This window comes from Planococcus glaciei, assembly GCF_900099655.1.
GTDB classification, from domain to species: domain Bacteria; phylum Bacillota; class Bacilli; order Bacillales_A; family Planococcaceae; genus Planococcus; species Planococcus glaciei.
Map to the genome: position 1 here is coordinate 137,703 of NZ_FNDC01000007.1, position 12,621 is coordinate 150,323.

The window sequence follows — 12,621 nt, forward strand, 5'->3', positions numbered from 1 at the left end:
ATAATAATTTTAGAATTTTCACTACTGACTAGGAGGGTTATTTATGAAATTTGGAGTTGTTGCATTTCCAGCGAAAAAATTGCAGGACGTTGCAAATTCATACCGCAAACGCTACGATCCGCATTACGAATTGATTACACCTCACATGACACTGAAAGATGCGTTTGAAGTGGATGAAAACGAAACGAAGAAACTTGTGCAGGGATTGGAAGAAATAGCTAAGCGCCACAAGCCGTTTAAACTTCATGCTACCCGCGTGAGTACATTTTCTCCTTTAACCAATACCTTGTATTTCAAAGTCGATCCGGATCCAGGAATTTTGTCTTTGCACAAAGATTTGCATACCGATTTTTATGACAGCCAGACAAAATATTCTTATGTCCCCCATATCACCATTGCGCAAAAAATGTCTGATTCGGAACACGCAGATATTTTCGGCCAGTTAAAAATGGTCGGCATCGACCATGAAGAAATCATTGACCGCATCCATCTGCTGTATCAGCTTGAAGATGGATCCTGGACGGTTCATGATACATTCCGCTTAACAGGAGATGACCAGTAAATTGCAGAAAGTAACAATTGCAGAAACTCCACTCGAAAAAGAACAAGCTTTTGAAGTGAGAAGAAAAGTGTTCGTCGAAGAGCAAGGGGTTCCCTTGCACATTGAGATGGATGAATTTGATGAATCAGCTGTTCATTTTGTCGGCTATGAGCTTGAACAGCCGATTGCGGCTGCACGCATCCGCGAAATTGAAATGGGCACAGGCAAAATCGAACGGGTATGTGTACTTCCTGAATACCGCGGCCTGCATGCCGGGGTGCTCATGATGGAGGAAATGGAACAGTACGCCTTAAAAGCAGGCTTGTTCACATTAAAACTCAATGCCCAATCCTATGCCGTCCCATTTTATGAAAAACTCGATTATGTCGTAACCACTCCTGAATTTATGGATGCCGGGATTCCACACCGCGGCATGGAGAAAAAAATTATGTAAAAAAGCAGGGCACCCTAAAAAGGTTGCCCTGCTTTTATTTTTCTTCATTTTCAAAAAAATTTTTAAAGAACGTGATACCCGCTGTCGACATGGATAGTTTCTCCGGTAATTCCGCGGGACATATCGCTGAATAGGAAAGCCGCTGTGTCTCCGACTTCTTCAGGTGTCGTGTTGCGGTGAAGCGGCGCTTTTTCTTCAATTTCATGAAGAATCGTGTTGAAACCGCTGATGCCTTTTGCTGACAAGGTACGGATCGGGCCGGAAGAAATGGCATTTACCCGAATGCCGTGGCGTCCAAGGTCAGCCGCCAAATAACGTACGGACATTTCAAGTGAAGCTTTAGCTACGCCCATGACATTATAGTTCGGCATTACGCGCTCTCCACCAATATACGTCAATGCGACAATGCTTCCGCCTTCTGTCATAAGCGGCTTCGCGTGCTTCGCGATGACCGTCAGAGAATAGGAGCTGATGTTTTGTGCCAGCAAAAATCCGTCACGTGATGTGTCCGAAAAGTCGCCTGCCAATTCTTCCGTTTTAGCAAAAGCGATGCAATGAGCCAATCCATCGATGCTGCCCACTTCTTCTTTGATGGAAGCAAAACAGCTTTCTACGCTTTCATCGCTTGTTACATCACAAGGCAAAATCAGTTCATGATTGCCATCCAATGTCGCTACTAAATCGCGTACCGGCTTTTCAAAACGTTCGCCGGCATATGTAAAGATTAAACGTGCACCGGATTGATCCAGTGACTGTGCAATTCCCCACGCAATACTCCGCTTATTGGCAACCCCCATAACGACGTATGTCTTTCCTGCTAGTGATATTGACATTCTTTATTCCCCCTGCATTTTTTAATATTCAGAATGCCTCTATGCAGACATTCCGGACTTTTAACTTTTTAATTGTCCAGCGCTTGCCGGGACTAAACGGCCGCCTTCGCTTTTATTATTATCCAGCTCCGGCGGCCAGCCCTTCGAGTCGCTTCAGCCTTGCCCTGAATGGCAAAGTGCGCCATTCATGCCAATTCTTCCAGAGCTTGTCGGGACTAAACGGTCGCCTTCGCTTTTATTATTACCTGGTACTAATATTACCCTATAAAAAAGAAAAGTGCAATTCGCACTTTTCTAGAGTTGGTTTAAGAATGTCGTAGCCAGTCCCAAGTAAATCAGAATGGAAATAATGTCATTCAATGTGGTGATAAACGGTCCGGATGCAACGGCTGGGTCAATGTTCAGGCGATGGATCAGCAGCGGAATAAATGAACCGGCAAGGGTCGCCACAAAAATAGAACTCATGACAGCAGTGCCAACCAATGCACCGATCAATAATTCGCCTTTCCAAAAATACACGAGTCCAACGACGACCAATCCGCATACGACACCTGTAATCAAACCGGTGCCCGCTTCCCGGAACAGTAATTTCATTTTGCTTTCTTCTTCAATATCCCCTGTGGCAATCCCGCGGACTGCTACAGCAAGTGCCTGCGTTCCGCTGTTGCCCGCCATACCGGCAATCAACGGGATAAAGACAGCCAACAGTGCCACTTTATCGAGCGTCGCTTCAAACATTCCCATCAGATTGGCAGTCAGCATGCCGAGGAACGTCAGCAAAATAAGCCACGGCAAGCGTTTCTTTGCCGCTGTAAACGGTCCTCTGTCAAACGTATCCATATCGGATACCGCAGCCAGTTTGGAGTAATCGTCTGATGCTTCTTCGTCGAGGACATCGATGATATCGTCGACGGTTATAATGCCAAGCAAATGATTTTGAAAATCAATAACCGGCATTGCCAGGAAATCATAGTCCTTGATCATCCGTGCGACTTCTTCCTGGTCTTCACCGACCGATACAGAGACCACACGCTCATTCATGATGGATCTGATTAAGGTATCTTCATCAGAAATGATCAAGTCGCGCAAAGTAACGATGCCTGACAGGCGTTTATCTTCATCCACAACAAACACATAATAGATGGTTTCGGCATTCGGTGCTGCATTCCGAAGAATATTCATCGCTGAACGTACAGTCGAGTTTTCAGGGATGGAAACAAATTCTGTAGTCATGATTGAACCAGCCGTATATTCTTCGTAATGCAGCAAATCTTTGATCTGGCGCGCTGATTCTTTGTCCATGATGGTCAAATAGGCAGCAACCTGATCTTTGTTCAATTTATTGAGAATATCGACAGCATCATCGGTGTACATGGCAGAAAGCAAATCCGCCGCATAATGGACATTGATTTCTTTAAACAGATCTTCGTATTCATCATCATCTAATTCAATGGCTTCAAAAATGTCGGCCATTTCTTTAGGAGAGAGATACTGATACAGTTGATGGCGGATTTCTTGCTCCGCTTTTGCATAAAATGTCGCCTGGTCATATGGATGCTGGGCAAGGAACTCTTCCCGAAAACTTTCCAGGTCGCCGCTTTCCAATAAACCCAATAGCAGTTCGTCATTTATTTCTTTTTCATTCATTACTTTTTCTTCTATCATGTAAACTCCCTCCTTCCGATTGTTCAATGTCCTGCAATTTCCTTCTATACGTTACACTATGTGTAGAGATAATCAAGATTTAAGAGGTGATTTTTTGAAATACGATATTATCGGCGATATCCACGGCTGTTTCGACGAGCTGCTGGATTTAATTGCAAAACTTGGCTACGAAGAAATCCACGGTGTCTATGTCCATCCCGAAGGCCGGCAGCTGGTCTTTGTCGGAGACGCTATGGACCGGGGCCCTAAATCACTCGAAGTGCTCCAGCTCTTGTTTCGAATGCAGGATAAGGGCATTCTCTACTATTCCCCGGGAAATCATTGCAACAAACTTTATCGCTATTTTAAAGGCCATAATGTCCAAGTCAATAACGGACTGGAAACGACACTTGCCGAATGGAGGACACTTCCGAAAAAAGCGCAGCAGGCGTTCAGAGCCCGTTACCGGCGCTTTTATGAAGAGCTTCCCATCTACCAGGAACTTGGTACTGAACTGATTGTCGCCCATGCTGGCCTTAAATCAGAGATGATTGGGAAACCGCTTAGCAGAAGCATTGCCACTTTCGTTTTATACGGCGATATTACAGGTAGTTTTGATCAAAACGGCCGGCCCATCCGAAGAGACTGGGCAAAGTCCTACCGAGGGGAAAAGTGGATTGTTTACGGCCATACTCCCACCGAAAAGCCCTACATGATCAACCAGACCGTTAATGTTGATACGGGTTGTGTATTCGGGGGATCGTTGACGGCCTTTCGCTTCCCTGAAAGAGAACTGGTCGCTGTCTCTTCACACCAGCCTTATCAGCCGGACCGTTTTCATCGTTTTGCATAAATCAATTGTTCCATATCTTCTTTTAAAGGAGAAGTGAAATAAATGGGTTCTCCCGATACGGGATGGACCAGCTCAAGCGATTTGCAATGGAGCGCCTGGCGGGAAATTCCGGTCCGCTTTCCTCCGTATAAATCGTCGCCGAGCAGCGGATGCCCAATATGCGACAAGTGAACGCGAATTTGATGGGTTCTGCCCGTGTTCAATCCGAGCTCAACATGGGTAAAGCCGTCAAACTCCTGGAGGACTTCCACTTCTGTCTCAGCAAATTGGCCATCTTGGCGCACTTCCCGTTCGATGATGCTGGTATCTTTCCGGCCAATCGGTTCGGTAATCACAAACTTCTGCTCGGCAAACTTTCCATGGGCAAAGGCATCATACCGCCGTTTCATCACCTTTCCTTTTTGCTGCATGGAAAGCATGTGATGGATATGGCGGTTTTTTGCGATGCACACAAGCCCCGATGTATCACGGTCAAGCCGGGTAGCGATATGCAGCGTCGCCGGAATTTCGTTTACTTCGAAATGGTTGGCTACAATATTGGCAAGGCTTCCAGCAGGGTGTTCACGCGAAGGAATGGTGTTTTGCAGAGGGGGTTTATCGACAATCAGCAAAGCTTCATCTTCATAAACGATCTGCAGCGGCCCTGCCTCCGGGATCAATCCTTCCCCCAGTTCTTCATTCGGAAAAATAACGGTCACGGCATCATCTTTTTCCAAGACATGCCGGACCGTTACTTCATTTCCGTTGACTAAAATCTGGCCGCCGCTGTATTTGACAGATGCCAGCGTTCTTTTGGAAATTCCCCAATCGTGCAGGGCTTCCCGCAGCAAACCGGAATCTTTTGCGGTATATGTTAATTGGAACGGCTTCAATTGCTTCACTTTTAAACCTCACTATCAATGAATGAATCATGGACCCTTTTCCAAAATGGATGATTTCGGAACCGGGCAAACCGGACTTTCTCGTCTGCTACTCTGTACTCGATGGATTTTACGTCTTTATGGAGCAGCTGCAAATGGTCGACCGTTACCATAAAATCCACCGCTTTGACTGGACGCAGCGCACACCGGTGATGCGAAGGCAACACAAGCGGTGAGCCTACGGTACGGAAAACCCGATTGTTGATCGACGCCATTTCAGTCAGCTGCATCGCCTGCAGCGAAGGATGGATGATGGCTCCTCCAAGCGCTTTATTGTAAGCCGTGCTTCCTGACGGTGTGGACATGCACAATCCGTCTCCCCGGAACGTCTCGAAATGGCTTTCGTTTAGAAAGACATCCATGACGAGCGTTACGTCAGGAGATTTTACTGTCGACTCGTTCAACGCCAGGTAGACGGCCGGTTTTTCCTTATTGCGGTAATGGATGCTCGTTTCAAGCAGCGGGTATTCGATGACTTCGTAATCCTTTTTGGCAATCGACAGCACCAGCTTTTCAATTTCAAGCGGCTTCCAGTCTGCGTAAAATCCCAGATGCCCTGTATGTAACCCGACAAAAGCAACAGAGTCCAGCTGATTCCGGTATTTATGGAATGCATGCAGAAACGTTCCGTCTCCGCCAATGGACAAGACGACGTCAGGAGATTCTTCGCTCCATTCCAAACCAAAATCCTGTAAATACTCCCGTGCGGTGGCCATTAATTGATTGGATAACTCATCACTTCTCGATTGAATATAAAATTTCATCTCGATGATTTCCCTCCTTCACGATCATTCGGAAAATGTGTGCTCGGGGATTCTTTAAATTCGCTGAAATAAGCCTGAGCTTCCTGAATTTCATCCCGGATCTGCGACATTTCTTCGTCCAGCTGAAACGCAGCTTCTGCAGCCCGCTGCAGGCGGTTTTTAATTTCTGCCGGGAAAATCCCTTTGTATTTATAATTCAGCGAATGCTCGATCGATGCCCAGAAATTCATCGCGAGCGTGCGGATTTGTATTTCCGCCAAAATCAGCTGTTCGCCTTTGATCGTCTGAACCGGATATTCCACAATGACGTGGTACGAACGGTAGCCGCTTTGCTTCTCATGCGAGATATAATCTTTTTCTTCAACAATCCGCAAATCGTTGCGCTGGCGCAAGAGCCCCACGACCGTTTCAATATCTCCGACAAATTGGCACATCATTCGAAGGCCAGCAATATCCTGAAGCTGATGCGCCAGTTCCTCCGATGGCTCAAACGGAATGCCTTTTTCAAGTGTTTTATCATAAATGCTTGCCAGCGGTTTTACCCGGCCCGTGACAAATTCAATTGGTGAATTGGTGTTGTCGGTTTCAAACTGCTGCCGCATTCCTTTAAATTTAATTTTCAACTCATCTACTGCCTGTTTATAAGGTGCTAAAAAACGATCCCACTGACCCATAACCTGTCCCCCTCACTTCTCTTTAGCTGCGTGAAGCAAGTGCCTCTTGAAAAACTTCTTCAACCGCTGTGCGGAACACTTCGCCGTAATTATCATTTCCTTCAATATTCTCGATCAGCAGCCACATTTCCTCGTGGAAAGCGCTAAGCGGCATAATTTGTTCTCCCCATTGCAAAAGCGGCACTTCGGTTCTTTTCAGGGCCTCAGCCAGAACAGACCATGTATGCTGTTTGAAATGCACATAAATATATTCAGTTCCCGTATCCACTACATAAACAAAAGCGCAATCGTCGCTGTCTGCAAGCATTTTCCCTGCCGCTTCTACTGCTTCGAACGGCTCATTTGCCAGGATGCTGAATTGTATTTGGTTTTCGGTAATGGTTCCTTTTTCTACTTCAACTAATTTACGCAATGAATGTACTCCCCTTCTGCCGTTTTTGCCATTTCTATATAGGCATATTTTAACACAGCTCTGCCATTCGTTGCAGTTTGCGGCCAACTATCCGATAATAAATTTAACAGAGAGGTGTTTGATTATGTCCAAAGAACTTGAAATTGAATTTAAAAACATGCTGACCCAAAAAGAGTACGAACAACTGCTGGAACATTTCAGCTATACTGCAGCTGATGCCAAAACACAGGTAAATTATTATTTCGATACGGCGGACTTCGCTTTAAAATCGTTGAAATGCGCACTCCGTATCCGCAAAAAACACAACGGCTTTGAATGCACGCTAAAAACACCGGCGCCGGAGGGAAATTATGAAACCACCGATTTGCTGAATCAACGGCAGGCGCTAGAATTTATAGAAGGTGTTTCTCATGACGCACCGGAAGTTTGTGAGGCGCTGCAAACCTTAAATGTAGAACCCGCACAGCTGAAGATGATCGGCAAACTGACCACCCACCGCATCGAATTTGATTTTCAATCCGGTCTGCTCGTCCTGGACCACTCTGAATACGGAGAGACAGTGGATTATGAGCTGGAATTTGAAGTGGCGGATGCAAAAACCGGTGAACAGCAATTTACAGAATTCCTTCAGCAGCGACAGATCCCGCTTCGTCCGGCTGATAAAAAGATTGCCCGTTTCATGAACTCCGCCAAATCCGAGCACTGAAAAAAATTGCTAAATCCAGTGGATTATTCCACATCTCCCAATCGGTTCAGTCGATTTGTTTGAGAAATTCCTTCTCCGTTGTTAAAATGAATTTACAGCTAAAGCAAAGGAGACACAATAATGACTGGAAAACCGATAATTCCGTACGAAGAAATTGGTGCGGAACGCTTGTCACAGTTGATTGATGCATTTTATGCACGTGTGGCAAAGCATCCAAAGCTGCAGCCTATATTTCCTCAAGATTTAACTGAAACTGCGAGAAAACAAAAACAATTTATGACTCAATATTTAGGTGGACCTAATTTATATTCTGAAGAACACGGACATCCAAGACTTAAAGCGCGTCATCATCCTTTTCCAATAACGCCTGCCCGGGCCCAGGCTTGGCTGGAGTGTATGAGCGAAGCCATGGACGAAATTGGATTGGAAGGGAAATTCCGTGAAATCTTTTTCCAACGGCTTGTTATGACTGCTCATCACATGGTGAATGAGCAAGATAGCGAGGAGGAGTTAGAGTGAACAATCTGGACCTGGTTCAAGAAATGGACCATCAGGCTAAGCCACTGAAGCCCATGGAACTGTATGTTTTTTTTGACCCGTTAAATCCAGAATGCTGGGAACTGCAAGGAATCATCCGTAAGCTTCAAATCGAGTACGGCCACTACTTTTCCATGCGTTTTGTATTAAGCACCAAGCTGTTCACCTTGAATAAGATCAGTAAAACAGTCAACGTTGACACAACAAACCTTTCGCATCCGGTGCTTGCCTCAGTTGCCGTAAAAGCGGCGGAACTTCAGGGGAAGCGCGCGGGAAACCGTTTCTTGCATAAATTGCAGGAATACTTGCTGCTTCAGACGAAAGATGTTTCCTCCTATGCCATCTTGTTGGAGATTGCGGAAGAATCCGAACTGGACCAGGAAGAATTCAAACGCGATTTCCACTCGGTCCACACCGCAAAAGCTTTCCAATGCGATATGCATATCACTCGGGAAATGGAGATCGATGAAGTGCCAAGCATCGTTTTCTTTAACGAATGCATAGAAGACGAAGGCGTGAAAGTATCCGGACTCTATTCATATGATGTTTATCAAACCATTTTGCAAGAAATGCTTGGACAGGAACGGCTGAACCGCCAGTCTCCGCCATCACTGGAAGAATTGTTTTTAAAGTATTCTACTCTGGCTACGAGAGAAATTGCCTCTATATATAATATTTCTGAACAGACCGCTGAGCGTGAATTAAAAAAGCAGCTGCTTCAGCAAAAGCTGGAACGCATCAACTTGCCGGATCAGACTTTATGGACATTAAAATAGCCTTCCGCATCTGCGGAAGGCTTTTTTGTGCATCTTTTTATGTAGCTATGGCGCTTCCGCTTTTCTTTATTGTCTAGCTGCTGCGCCTAGCTCCTCGGGTCATAAGCCACTTTGGCTGTGCGGCTGAAAATATGCCGCTTCGCCAAATCGTCTTACGCCGGTCGGAGCTGAACAGGCGCTTCCGCTTTTCTGTAAAAAACGTGAAAGGCGCCTTCCGCAAGCAGAAGGCGCCTTTCCATATTACACAAAGGGGATGGGAGAAATGTTCACGCTCAAACAAAGGGGTGTATGTTTGTATGTGATTTATTTCACAACCTTACTTTATCACGGAATAATAGTTAATGCAATATTTCACAAAGAATTTCACAAATTTGTCATAATGTCATAAGTCAATCTATCTTCATATTTTCTTCATTACTATGTTAATAAAACAAAAAAAGAGAAAGCACATTTCAAAAATGCACTTTTCTCTTTAAGATTATTTTTTCAATAATAGTTTTTCCAGCTCAATCAGTTTTTCTTCAAAAACTTTGCAAGCTTCTGCAACAGGTTCCGGAGAAGTCATGTCCACTCCGGCTTTTTTCAATACTTCGATCGGATAATCCGAACTTCCGGCTTTCAAAAATTCGCTGATATAACGGTCGACTGCCGGTTGGCCTTCTTCCAAAATGCCTTTGCTTAACGCGGTAGCCGCACTTAAGCCAGTGGCATATTGGAACACGTAATAATTATAGTAGAAGTGTGGAATGCGTGCCCATTCCATTCCGATTTCCTCGTCCACCGCTACTTCTTCGCCGAAGTATTTTTTGTTGAGTTCATAATAAACTTCGGTTAAACGATCCGCTGTCAGCGCTTCGCCGTTTTGATCCATTTGATGAATCAGATGCTCAAATTCAGCGAACATTGTTTGGCGGAATACAGTGCCTCTGAACCCATCCAGCCAATGGTTCAATAAGTAAATGCGCTCCTGTTCATCTTCGGTTGTTTTCACCATATATTCATTTAAAAGAGCTTCGTTTGTTGTCGACGCTACTTCCGCAACGAATATGGAGTAATCTCCGTAGACGTATGGCTGAGAAGCACGCGTATAATAACTGTGGACACTGTGGCCGAATTCATGAGCTAACGTGAACAAATTGTCCACATTGTCCTGCCAGTTCATCAAGATATACGGGTTGGTGCCATAAGCACCTGAGGAATAAGCTCCGCTGCGCTTGCCCTTGTTCTCTTTAACGTCTACCCAGCGGTTGTTGATGCCTTCTTCCACAATTCCGGTATATTCCTCACCTAAGGCACTTAAGCCCGCCAGCATGGTTTGGGTCGCTTTCTCATAAGGGATTTCCATCTTCACTTCTTTTACTAAAGGCGTGTACATATCGTACATGTGGACTTGATCCAGGCCCAGCACTTCTTTACGAAGAGCCGCGTAGCGATGAAGCAAATGCAGATTGTTGTTAACCGTTTCTACGAGATTGTCGTAAACGCTCTCGGGAATATGATCGTCTGACAATGCCGCTTGGCGAGCCGATTCATATTTCCGGATACGGGCATTTACATTGTCCCGTTTAATGTTGCCTGACAAAGTGGAAGCAAACGTATTGCGGAATTTTCCATACGTTGCATAAACCGCTTTAAAGGCAGCTTCCCGAACCCCACGGTCTGAACTTTCAAGGAAACGGCTGTAATTGCCATGTGTAATCTGCACTTTTTCGCCGTCTTCATTTTCTATTTCCGGGAATTCCAAATCAGCATTGTTCAGCATGCCGAATGTATCAGATGAAGTGCTCACTACTTCCGATAATTGGGCAAGCAAAGCCTCTTGGTCTGCCGGAAGCACGTGGGGGCGGACCGAATTCAGTTCTTCAAGCGCATGCTTGTATAGCTGCAGGCCTTCGTGGCTTTCGATATAGCCGGTTAAGGCAGCTTCGTCCAATCCAAGAATCTCAGGGGTTAAAAAAGACAACCCAGTTGAGACTTTCGCATAAAGCGATTTGATCCGGCTATCCATCGCTTGATACGTTGAGTTTGTCGTATCCTGGTCATAGCGCATATGCGAATACGTATATAATTTCTGAAGCCGCTGCAGCAATTCGTCTTTATAAACCAAGACATTATACAAAGCTTCCGCACTTTCCTGCAATTTTCCTTGATAGGAATCCGCTTTTTCTGCCAAGGCAGTCACTTCTTTAAATTCCTGCTCCCAGACTTCGTTGGACTCAAAAATATCTTCGAGCTTCCAGGTCATTTCTGTAGGAACTTCATTTCTCAATAGTAATTTCTCCGCCATTGCAATTCCTCCTTTGCCCCACTCTTTCGGGAGTCGAACTACGTACTATTTTCTCAATTTTCATACGTTTTTGCAATAGTTATCATACAAAAGTTCCAAAAGAAGCTCACGCTCGTGCTTGCGCCGCTCCATCAAACGGCAGAGTTTCAGATAATGCTCCAAATGGTGGACAACGGTTGGAACGGAAGCCTCTGCTGCTAACTTTACTTGACCGCTTTTCACAAGTTCGGACATGGAAAGCCCTTGAGATTGTGCCAGAAGCGCTTGCAGCTGCCAGACAACGGAATGGCCTTCCAATAAATGATTGCCGGTTAACGGAGCTCCAATCGCCAGCGGGAGATTGTCTGCATCCAGCTGAAGTTCATAACAGGCACGCCAAAACCGATTCCGAAACCGATTTTGTACAAATTGCTGGCTGCGGAGAAAACGCCGCCTTTCGGTTGCTGCTAACTCAAAGGCCAGTTCGAATTCCGCCTTGGTCAGCTTGCGGGGCAGCGCAAAAGGAAAGGTCTGTTTTCCAGCAGCCAAAGACTTGATTTTAGCAATCCACCGAAAGCCGCCGAGGAAAAACAGGCTGGAGCAATAATAGAAGCGATTTGTCACTGGGTCGAACGACAAAAGAAAGGAACAATCTCTCGCTTGTTGAATTAAAGCACGCTCATAACTCTTTAATTTGATGATTTGAATTCCTTCCGTCTGCCCGCTTTTTGCGGATAACAGCCATAGCGGCTGGATTCCCTCTTCTAGATAGCCTTCTGTTCGTGCTTTGATCTGCTGAACCGGAATAGGGCTGCATTGAAATTCCACGGCAAACCGCTGGTCAATAAACAAGTCAGCCCGTTGCCGAATGATGGGGAAATACTTTTCGAGTTCTGCATGGTGATTTTTTTGTGTGAAAAAAGTATGGAGCATCGTTTTGCCGTGCAGATGCAATGGGGATTCGGATTCACTGAAAGTTGCACACTCCGAGTGGATTGTGTGGGAAAAATGGGGGATTTTAATGTTGCCGATTTTCAAAAGCAGGGATTCGCCGCAGGATGGACAAAAAAATTGCTCACTGGCTCTTAAGTGAGCCAAACGTTCCCGGTTTAGGTGTGGGTGCAAATAAATTAGTCGATTGGTCGATGTCTTAGCTACTAATATAGCATTCACTCTCCTTTTCTCGATTGTAGAAGAGTTATGCCGCTTAGGCAATATAAAATATTTAATGGTTTCCATCC

14 protein-coding genes are annotated in these 12,621 nt (G+C 45.3%); 6 read left to right on the forward strand and 8 right to left on the reverse strand.

Annotated elements, in window-relative coordinates:
* Window positions 1-43 precede the first annotated feature (43 nt).
* Window positions 44-562, forward strand: coding sequence for a YjcG family protein (locus tag BLQ32_RS10585; RefSeq protein ID WP_074510289.1), 519 nt, complete (start codon window positions 44-46; stop codon window positions 560-562).
* Window position 563: 1 nt separating this feature from the next.
* A complete protein-coding gene (locus BLQ32_RS10590; RefSeq protein WP_074510290.1) occupies window positions 564-995 on the forward strand; it encodes a GNAT family N-acetyltransferase in 432 nt (143 codons plus the stop codon).
* A gap of 62 nt (window positions 996-1,057) precedes the next feature.
* Here BLQ32_RS10590 and fabI read toward each other — a convergent pair whose 3' ends face one another.
* Complete coding sequence (gene fabI / locus BLQ32_RS10595; protein WP_036807295.1) at window positions 1,058-1,828, reverse strand: enoyl-ACP reductase FabI; 771 nt, start codon at window positions 1,826-1,828, stop codon at window positions 1,058-1,060.
* Window positions 1,829-2,122: 294 nt separating this feature from the next.
* On the reverse strand, window positions 2,123-3,493 hold the full coding sequence (mgtE, locus tag BLQ32_RS10600) for a magnesium transporter (RefSeq protein WP_036807298.1): 1,371 nt from the start codon (window positions 3,491-3,493) through the stop codon (window positions 2,123-2,125).
* Window positions 3,494-3,587: 94 nt separating this feature from the next.
* On the opposite strand from mgtE, the gene prpE reads away from it, so the two are divergent.
* Complete coding sequence (gene prpE / locus BLQ32_RS10605; protein WP_074510291.1) at window positions 3,588-4,325, forward strand: bis(5'-nucleosyl)-tetraphosphatase PrpE; 738 nt, start codon at window positions 3,588-3,590, stop codon at window positions 4,323-4,325.
* Here prpE and BLQ32_RS10610 read toward each other — a convergent pair.
* From BLQ32_RS10610 to BLQ32_RS10625, 4 genes are read right to left on the reverse strand one after another with little or no spacing between them, the layout of a single operon-like run.
* Entirely contained in the window at window positions 4,310-5,197 is an 888-nt protein-coding gene (locus BLQ32_RS10610) for an RluA family pseudouridine synthase (protein WP_074510311.1), read from the reverse strand. The two genes, prpE and BLQ32_RS10610, sit on opposite strands and share 16 nt — an antisense overlap.
* Window positions 5,198-5,208: 11 nt before the next feature.
* Window positions 5,209-6,009 carry an NAD kinase gene (locus tag BLQ32_RS10615; protein WP_036807304.1) on the reverse strand — a complete coding sequence of 267 codons (801 nt, stop codon included), beginning with the start codon at window positions 6,007-6,009 and terminating at the stop codon, window positions 5,209-5,211.
* On the reverse strand, window positions 6,006-6,683 hold the full coding sequence (gene yjbM, locus BLQ32_RS10620) for a GTP diphosphokinase (protein WP_036807307.1): 678 nt from the start codon (window positions 6,681-6,683) through the stop codon (window positions 6,006-6,008). The genes BLQ32_RS10615 and yjbM overlap by 4 nt, the downstream gene beginning before the upstream one ends.
* A gap of 22 nt (window positions 6,684-6,705) precedes the next feature.
* Window positions 6,706-7,095, reverse strand: coding sequence for a UPF0738 family protein (locus tag BLQ32_RS10625; RefSeq protein ID WP_074510292.1), 390 nt, complete (start codon window positions 7,093-7,095; stop codon window positions 6,706-6,708).
* Between the two features lie 124 nt (window positions 7,096-7,219).
* On the opposite strand from BLQ32_RS10625, the gene BLQ32_RS10630 reads away from it, so the two are divergent.
* The 3 genes from BLQ32_RS10630 (at window position 7,220) to BLQ32_RS10640 (ending at window position 9,114) form a co-directional block, all read left to right on the forward strand.
* Window positions 7,220-7,801, forward strand: a complete 582-nt coding sequence (locus BLQ32_RS10630; RefSeq protein WP_074510293.1) for a CYTH domain-containing protein — start codon at window positions 7,220-7,222, stop codon at window positions 7,799-7,801.
* 120 nt (window positions 7,802-7,921) lie between these two features.
* Window positions 7,922-8,320, forward strand: coding sequence for a globin domain-containing protein (locus tag BLQ32_RS10635; protein WP_036807316.1), 399 nt, complete (start codon window positions 7,922-7,924; stop codon window positions 8,318-8,320).
* Complete coding sequence (locus BLQ32_RS10640) at window positions 8,317-9,114, forward strand: ClpXP adapter SpxH family protein (protein ID WP_074510294.1); 798 nt, start codon at window positions 8,317-8,319, stop codon at window positions 9,112-9,114. Before BLQ32_RS10635 ends, BLQ32_RS10640 begins: the two co-directional genes overlap by 4 nt.
* A gap of 478 nt (window positions 9,115-9,592) precedes the next feature.
* Here the strand turns inward: BLQ32_RS10640 and pepF are convergent, their stop codons facing one another.
* A complete protein-coding gene (gene pepF, locus BLQ32_RS10645; RefSeq protein ID WP_074510295.1) occupies window positions 9,593-11,401 on the reverse strand; it encodes an oligoendopeptidase F in 1,809 nt (602 codons plus the stop codon).
* Between the two features lie 60 nt (window positions 11,402-11,461).
* On the reverse strand, window positions 11,462-12,553 hold the full coding sequence (locus BLQ32_RS10650; protein WP_175557102.1) for a competence protein CoiA: 1,092 nt from the start codon (window positions 12,551-12,553) through the stop codon (window positions 11,462-11,464).
* Window positions 12,554-12,621: the final 68 nt, after the last annotated feature.

What these genes read in the sequence shown, in the direction of transcription:
- BLQ32_RS10585 (WP_074510289.1), top strand. Translation starts at nt 44, where the DNA reads ATGAAATTTGGAGTTGTTGCATTTCCAGCGAAAAAATTGCAGGACGTT.
- fabI (WP_036807295.1), bottom strand. Translation starts at nt 1,828, where the DNA reads ATGTCAATATCACTAGCAGGAAAGACATACGTCGTTATGGGGGTTGCC.
- mgtE (WP_036807298.1), bottom strand. Translation starts at nt 3,493, where the DNA reads ATGATAGAAGAAAAAGTAATGAATGAAAAAGAAATAAATGACGAACTG.
- BLQ32_RS10615 (WP_036807304.1), bottom strand. Translation starts at nt 6,009, where the DNA reads ATGAAATTTTATATTCAATCGAGAAGTGATGAGTTATCCAATCAATTA.
- yjbM (WP_036807307.1), bottom strand. Translation starts at nt 6,683, where the DNA reads ATGGGTCAGTGGGATCGTTTTTTAGCACCTTATAAACAGGCAGTAGAT.
- BLQ32_RS10630 (WP_074510293.1), top strand. Translation starts at nt 7,220, where the DNA reads ATGTCCAAAGAACTTGAAATTGAATTTAAAAACATGCTGACCCAAAAA.
- BLQ32_RS10635 (WP_036807316.1), top strand. Translation starts at nt 7,922, where the DNA reads ATGACTGGAAAACCGATAATTCCGTACGAAGAAATTGGTGCGGAACGC.
- pepF (WP_074510295.1), bottom strand. Translation starts at nt 11,401, where the DNA reads ATGGCGGAGAAATTACTATTGAGAAATGAAGTTCCTACAGAAATGACC.